The sequence below is a fragment of the Desulfoplanes sp. genome (genome assembly GCF_054921335.1).
In genome coordinates this window covers 1-7,731 of record NZ_JBUDSQ010000096.1, presented here as the reverse complement: position 1 = coordinate 7,731, position 7,731 = coordinate 1, and the positions used below count along the sequence as shown (strand labels likewise).

The 7,731-nt window shown below is 53.0% G+C and carries 5 protein-coding genes and 1 riboswitch; of the genes, 2 read left to right on the top strand and 3 right to left on the bottom strand.

The genetic code is table 11. The features are described 5' to 3' along the window. Positions 1-9: 9 nt before the first annotated feature. Positions 10-84: riboswitch (cyclic di-GMP riboswitch) on the bottom strand. Positions 85-595: 511 nt separating this feature from the next. Further along, on the top strand, positions 596-2,791 hold the full coding sequence (gene katG / locus ACY692_RS13330) for a catalase/peroxidase HPI (RefSeq protein WP_462325868.1): 2,196 nt from the start codon (positions 596-598) through the stop codon (positions 2,789-2,791). A 789-nt stretch (positions 2,792-3,580) separates the two neighbouring features. On the opposite strand, the gene ACY692_RS13325 is transcribed toward katG, so the two are convergent. Next, complete coding sequence (locus ACY692_RS13325) at positions 3,581-4,072, bottom strand: universal stress protein (RefSeq protein ID WP_462325867.1); 492 nt, start codon at positions 4,070-4,072, stop codon at positions 3,581-3,583. Between the two features lie 24 nt (positions 4,073-4,096). After that, a complete protein-coding gene (locus ACY692_RS13320) occupies positions 4,097-5,068 on the bottom strand; it encodes a protein kinase family protein (RefSeq protein ID WP_462325866.1) in 972 nt (323 codons plus the stop codon). Positions 5,069-5,339: 271 nt separating this feature from the next. Between ACY692_RS13320 and ACY692_RS13315 the strand changes: the two genes are divergently transcribed. Beyond that, on the top strand, positions 5,340-5,993 hold the full coding sequence (locus ACY692_RS13315; RefSeq protein ID WP_462325865.1) for a MotA/TolQ/ExbB proton channel family protein: 654 nt from the start codon (positions 5,340-5,342) through the stop codon (positions 5,991-5,993). 300 nt (positions 5,994-6,293) lie between these two features. Here ACY692_RS13315 and ACY692_RS13310 read toward each other — a convergent pair. Beyond that, on the bottom strand, positions 6,294-7,731 hold a 1,438-nt coding region (locus ACY692_RS13310; protein WP_462325864.1), incomplete at its 5' end, for a putative PEP-binding protein.

The following is a 7,731-nucleotide window of genomic DNA, read 5'->3' as shown; positions in this document are numbered from 1 at the left end:
CCACTCATATCCGGCAGCCTGGCGATCTCCGTGAGACCCATGGCTTTCCGTCCCTGCCTCGCGGCAGGTTTGGCGTTATTCGTGAGTGCTTATTACAATCCATAGGCTAGAAGAATAATCCAGTCAAACAAATTCCGTGAAAATGCATATAGCCACTCAACAATCCTTCGGTAGAAATGGTGGCTACCAAGAATAATTGAACGACTCCTCTACTCCGGTCCATCCCCTCACCCAAGAATCCATCTTTTGATCAACGAAAGAATCAAACACATCCCCTCCATAACTGCCTGCCCACCCCGAAATTTTGCATTTTTTGAGACGACCCGAAAATTCATACTGGCAACAAACACCTTTTCGTGCTATCGGCTAGGTATCCTTTGCCCCCCTTCTCTGCTGCTATCTCCAGAGCCATCTGCCTTCCCCCAAGGGACAGAGCTTGCCGCAGCAAGGGATACAAAAATGGATCATAATCCATGGATACTATTGTCATGCCCTGTGCCACAAACAATCATTTCATGCGGACGCCCCTCCTGGAACGTGAGACGTCGGCAAACGTAGCTTTGGACCCCCCAATCATGACCAAGGGAGAACGCACATGAACGAAGAAAGCAGGTGCCCGGTAACAGGACGATCCGGCAAGCCCGGAAAAGGCAAATCGATCCGCGACTGGTGGCCGAACCAGTTAAACCTCAAAATGCTCCACCAGAATCCTTCCATGGGCAATCCCATGGGGACAGGATTCAACTACGCAGAAGAATTCAAAAAACTTGATCTGGAAGCCGTCAAAAAGGACCTCTATACCCTGATGACCGACTCCCAGGATTGGTGGCCGGCCGATTACGGCCACTACGGGGGACTCTTCATTCGGATGGCCTGGCACAGCGCTGGAACATACCGCATGGGCGACGGTCGCGGAGGTGCTGGCTCCGGGAACCAACGCTTTGCTCCCCTCAACAGCTGGCCCGACAACATAAATCTGGACAAGGCCCGCCGCTTGCTTTGGCCCATCAAAAAAAAATATGGAAGAAAGATTTCGTGGGCCGACCTCATGATCCTGGCAGGCAATTGCGCCCTCGAATCCATGGGATTCGAGACCTTTGGATTTGGCGGCGGACGCGAGGACATATGGGAGCCAGAAGAGGACATTTACTGGGGAACCGAGAACGACTGGCTCGAAGACAACCGCTACTCGGCCGACCGGGATCTGGAGAACCCTCTGGCTGCCGTGCAAATGGGGCTGATCTATGTCAACCCGGAAGGGCCCAACGGCGAACCCAATGCAGTCGCCTCGAGCCGGGACGTCCGCGAGACCTTTGCACGCATGGCCATGAACGATGAAGAGACCGTGGCACTCATCGCCGGAGGACACACCTTTGGCAAATGCCATGGAGCAGGAGATGCCTCCCTTGTCGGCCCGGAACCCGAGGCCGCCGGTATCGAGGAGCAGGGACTGGGGTGGAAAAGTGGTTCCGGTAGCGGCAAGGGAGACGATACCATTGGAAGCGGCCTTGAGGGGGCATGGACACCGCAACCGATCCAGTGGGACATGGGATATTTTGACATGCTCTTCGGGTATGACTGGAATTTACAAAAAAGCCCTGCCGGGGCCTGGCAATGGGTTCCGGCCTATCCCGACGAAAACGATCTCGCTCCCGCTGCACACGATCCATCCAAACGGGTTACGACAATCATGACCACAGCGGACCTTTCGCTACGCTTTGACCCTATCTACAAAAAAATAGCACTCCGCTACCGCCAGAACCCCGATGAGTTCGCGGACGCGTTTGCCCGGGCGTGGTTCAAACTGACGCATCGGGACATGGGACCGCGCTCCCGCTATCTCGGTCCGGAGGTCCCGGATGAAGATTTACTCTGGCAGGACCCGGTACCGGCGGTGGACCACGGACTCATCGATGAAAAGGACACGGCGGACCTCAAAGCCAGAATCCTCGCCTCCAACCTTTCGGTCCCTGAATTGGTCTCCACGGCATGGGCCTCAGCGTCCACCTTCCGTGGCTCGGACAAGCGGGGAGGGGCCAACGGGGCCCGCATCCGCCTGGCACCCCAAAAAGATTGGGAAGTGAACCAGCCGGCGCAATTGGAAAGGGTTCTACAAACCCTCGGTACGATCCGGGAGGAATTCAACAAGACCCATTCTGGTGACAAAAAGGTTTCCCTCGCCGATCTCATCATTTTGGGCGGATGCGCAGGCGTTGAGCAGGCCGCAAAAAATGGCGGCCATCAAGTGGGTGTTCCATTCACGCCGGGACGAACGGATGCATCCCCGGAACAAACCGACGTCGACTCTTTCGCCGTACTGGAACCGGTTGCAGACGGATTCCGCAACTACCTCCCCAAAAAATACGCGGTTCCTGCGGAAGAAATACTGGTTGATCGGGCCCAATTACTCACGTTGACAGCTCCCGAGATGACGGTTCTCATTGGCGGCATGCGCGCCATGGATGCCAACTTCGGCCAACTCCAGCATGGTGTCCTGACCGACCGCCCCGGAACTCTGACCAATGATTTCTTCGTTCATCTTCTGGATATGGGCATAGTGTGGCAAGCAACCCCCGGGGACGACAATGTTTTTGACGGTCGGGACCGTAAAAATGGCAAACGCAAATGGACCGGAACCAGGGTGGACCTGATCTTTGGTTCAAATTCCCAACTCCGAGCCCTGGCGGAATTTTACGCATGCGAAGATTCCCAGGAAAAATTCCTCCACGACTTTATAGCGGCATGGAACAAGGTCATGAACCTTGACCGTTTCGACCCCGCTGGAGCGTAGCAACAAAAAATCTTTAACGATAAGATGGACCAAAACCATACCGCTCAACCCGGCCACAATGAAACGCCCTGGCGGATACAAGTCCGCCAGGGCGTTACGGGTTGGGCCACCCTATTCCAGATTTTCGGTTTTCTCTTGGGAAAAAATATCGTAACTATCCATGAACATTTCCCAAGAATCATAACCACAAAAAATCAATAAATTCAAATCAATAAGACGTTTGCCGTGCAGAATGGCAATTTGAATGATCAAACGACTTCTCCACTCCGGTCCATGCCCCTCACACAAAATCCATCTTTTGATCAACCAAAGTAGACATATACCAACAACACAACAAAGGCATTAGCCGTCCGCTATCTAACCGTAAACGCCATCAGCCCCCCGGCAGTCGGGGAAAAAACTGGTTGTTTGCAGGGTCCCCTTATGGTGCCCAGGCCAGTGCGGTGTTTTTCTCACCCATCGAAACAGGTAAGATCAATGGCTTGGAACCCTATGCGTATCCCCTCCATCCCCTGGAGATCCCCCCATGCAACCAGTACCGAGGATCTGGAAAAGCTTTTACCAAAACATTTTACACCTGGAATCTTGCCACGGTATCCATGATAACGCCTCCCCAAACAGTAATACCAAGCCTGCCTCACGTATACGCGAGGCAGGCTTTTTTGGTCTTACCGCAATTTGAAATCAGTTCAACAGGTGGGGTTGGTTGGACGCTTACGACCAAACAGATACCGGGCCAGCCAGCTGCGCACCATCGTTTACTGTGCAGGCACGTCCCCCTCTCAGTCCTCATTCAACCACCCAGAGGGTTACGTCCCCGGCATTGCGCATGACGGAAGAAGATACACTGCCGAACAAGAACTCCTCTTTCTTGGTCACCCCCCTGCGCCCGATGACGATGGTCCCGTAGCCACCGTCCCTCTGCACCCGGAGGATTTCATCGGCAATACTCGTTCCCGGAGTACAGTAGTCGACCGTCTCGTGTATGGCCGATTGACAACTGACAACATACTCTTCGCTGATCCGCTCCCCGGCGATCCCACATTCCTCCAACGTTTCCCGGGTCTGGCGGAGAAAAGCGCGCAACCGCTCCTCTTTTTCCAGGGCCGCTCGTTTCCACTCCTTTTCATGGGCATACATATCCCTGTTCGGAGGCTTTTCTACGTAGAGCAGACATACACGTACGTCTTTTTTCTCTCCAAGCATCTCCCCGACATACGAAACCGCCCGTTCGGAATTCCTTGAAGAATCAACCGCTATGAGCACTTTTTTTGTTTCCATGACCACCTTCCTTGCGGTCCTGTTTCAACGACCGCGGGGTTTGGATATATCAGCGATGGCTTTGTCCAGATCATAGATAAATTCGTCAGCGTGGGTATAAAACACCCCGGTACTCTGCGCAAAATGCATGAGAACCATGCCCAGTGACGGGGGAATATACGGAAAAATCAGCTGCAGATTCGCCAACCGGCTGTTGAACAAAATGGAAAAATCACCAGAATCGGGCCATGCAGCACCGGATGATTCCAGATATGGGCCCATATTGTGCGGTGTATAAAACCGCTTACCCACCAAAAACAGGAGCATGTTCCCCAGCCCGAAAAGATCCAGCCCATAGGGATTCTCATGAAAATCATAGGTGTAGTCGAAATCTATCCATACATACTTTCCGGTCCCGTGTTCCACAAACAGGTGGTCACGCCTGATGTCCCCGTGGTTCTCTCCATGGCGATGGAGATGGGCGATGGCCCTGCAGGCGACCAAAAATTTTTCCAAAATATCCGGAAGCGCCTCGTGGAAATAGGTTCTGTGATCCATGTCCAGATCATCGACCACCTCGGCCAACCGTTTTCCCCTGACCACGCTCAAAATACGCACATTGTTTCCCGCCGTATCCGTCACGGCAAACCCCTGCATGAACCGCCCGTCGCCGTGCACGAGATCGAGTATGCGGGCTTCCTTACGGGGACTCCTGTATGCGGTTATCTCCACAGAACCGAGACGGACGGGAAATTTTTCATAAAAGACCAGCTTAATGATCCTGCGCTCACCACTCTCTAACTCACGGCATCGCTTGACCCAATACTTGGGGTCTTCCACCCCGAAGCTGCACTCTTTTTCATCACGCAGGACCAAATAATGGGTCCCCCCGAGCAACATGACATCCCCGTGGTCGATGTTCATGAACTCGGTGGTATTTTCGTACAGATTCCCGTACCTCCCCAGAGACCCTTGGGGATACATACGCTCGACAAGTTCTTTGACGGTACGTCCCATACGCTCGGTCCCCCCATATGTACCTTTAAGTGGAACGCCGGTCCATGTTCCCAAGAGAGGGCTTTAATGGTGGCCCTTTCCCAGCGAGTGAACAACGTTATGGATAATTGGATAACAAAGTAGCAGACATCTTTCTAGCTGTCAGCAAGGAATCGATATTTTTTCCAGCATATCTTGACCCTGCCCCTCCCCTTGCCTAAGCTTGTGGTATAATTCCTTAGCCCCCATAGCCATGCTTCCTCTTTTAGATACCATCTCTTCGACACCCCCCGTGATAATCGCGGTCTTCGCCGTTCTCACCGTCATGTCCATCACAGGCTGGACGATCATCTTCGTAAAAACGGTCCAGTTCATGGTTTTGTCTCTGCGCATAAAAAGGGATGTGCGTTTCTTTAAAAAAACGACAGGACCCCACCCCCTTGCAGAAATCCTCAAAAGAGACCGTGGATCCATGGCCAAAACCATGGCTGAAAAAGCCGTCCACGAGGTCAAACGGCAAAAGCATCTCCATGTCCGGAGGATTCCCCACCGTGATATGCCCGCCAAAGTAGCTTCGCAAACATCGGAATGTATCAAGGCTACCACCGACAGGCTCTATGCCGGATTGCCCTTTCTGGCCATCTGCACAAATACCGCCCCGTTACTCGGTTTGTTCGGCACGGTATGGGGGATCATGCGTTCCTTCCACGCCTACGCCGAGCTCAAAACATCGACCCTGGCCACTGTCGGACCCGGCATTGCCGATGCGCTGTCTACTACGGCCGCCGGTCTCATGGTGGCCATTCCGGCAACACTTGCCTATAATATATTTCTTGTCCTCCTGAACAATCGTCAAAGGGATCTCGAATACTGCGCCAAACACGTTGTTCAAACCTTTGAAAACGAGCTGCATTCCACCAATCCCCCGGTACCTCCGGCAGGTTGATCCGCTGGTACCCCTCGAGAGCTTCTCCTGTTTTCCTCCCCCAAAAAAAAGACGGCCTCCAAACGGAGGCCGTCTTTTCTCGCGTACCAAGATCACGTTATCGCTTTTCGAGTGGATTATCGCTATGTGCTCTGCCGATCCCCGAGGAGAACAAGGGGTGCCTTGTCCCTCCAATGAATTCCGGCATTGGACTGCTGGCATCGGATTTCTCTGGCTCAAGCCTCCCGTTCTTGATCCTGAAACGTAAAACTTAACACCCAAAACCGCGCTGTCGAGTCCTATATATTATTTCCTTTCTCCCTACCAAACCTGCTTACGCTGCTCTTCCATGGCCTTTTGCTGCTCATCAAAAGTGGCGAATCCGGCCTGGTGGAGGGCATCCTCGACAGTCTGGCTCCAATCCCAGTTGGCGTAGATGATGGGCTTATGGAAAAGGCTTCTGAAACCATCGAGTTCCTGGCGATAAAAATCTTCCTGGGCGGAGCCCAGATTGTCACGCATCTGGTGCATAAGCCGGGTGTTTTCCCCATCGAACCATTCGGTCAAGTCCTCGGCGGTTTTGTATTTTTTCAGGATATGTCCATACCCTTCCTGTTCCAATAGTTTACAGACCCGATTGAGGTGTTGCTTCTTGAGCCATTCCCCGAGACTGGAAACACCGATCTCCTCCTTTTCGATCTCGGCCACGTCGTATTTGGTCTGTGCATAGGTATCGGGAACAACCGACGCAGAAACGATCCCGGCCACGCATACCAGGCCACGGATGATCTTGCTGTTGGAAACACCCTGACCGCAAAAACCGACCTTTTTCCCATATTTCTGTCCCGTAAAGATAGTCGTCAATATAGCCCATACAACCGCGGGGTCCTCTTCGTCGTAAATATGCTGGAGCATGGAATTGTCGCGGTCCGTACCGAGAACGAGTTGGGTCATGTCGTTGGAACCGATTGAGAACCCATCGAATTCCTTGATGAACTCCTTGGCAAGAATAGCGTTGCTCGGGATTTCCGACATCTGGATGACCTTGAGATCGTCCTCCCCTGAACGCAGGTTATGCACTTGGGCCAGATAGTTCTTCATGCTGCGGGCTTCCTCGATGGAACGGACAAAGGGGAGCATGATGTGCAGATTGCGCCCACCAAAGGCACCCCTCGCCAATTTGAAGGCCTCGAGTTCCCAATCATGGATATTCCTGGACACACCGCGGTAGCCGAGCATGGGGTTGTCTTCCTCGAACTCGAAAAGCACCCCACCCAAAAGATTGCGGTATTCGTTCGTCTTGTAGTCCGTTGTCCGGTAGATGATGCTCTTGCCGTAAAAAGCCATGGAAAAAAGCCCCAATCCCTGGGCCAGGGTTTGGACATACAATTCCTTTCCGGTCCGATAGCCCCGCGAAAAGAGAATATTCTTGATCCTGTCGGTCAGGGTTTCAAGCATGTTCATGTTCTGCTGCAAACCGACCTTGCGGGCCACGTCTTCCCGCAGGGACTTGATACGGGCCATGAGATCGACGACATAGGGATCTTCCTTGATCTTTTCGACGATCACGGAGATATGTTCATTGATCTCCTGCGACCTTCTCTCCTCGTCGGGATCGGCAAACCCGAGTTCCTTGGGAGCGGTGTATCCCATGATCGCCCGAACGTGCTCACGCAGGTCTTTGGACGTTTTGAGGATATCCAAACGCTGGGTGGCCATCTCCAGATGATCATCCATCTTCTTGTCCAATTCACGGATC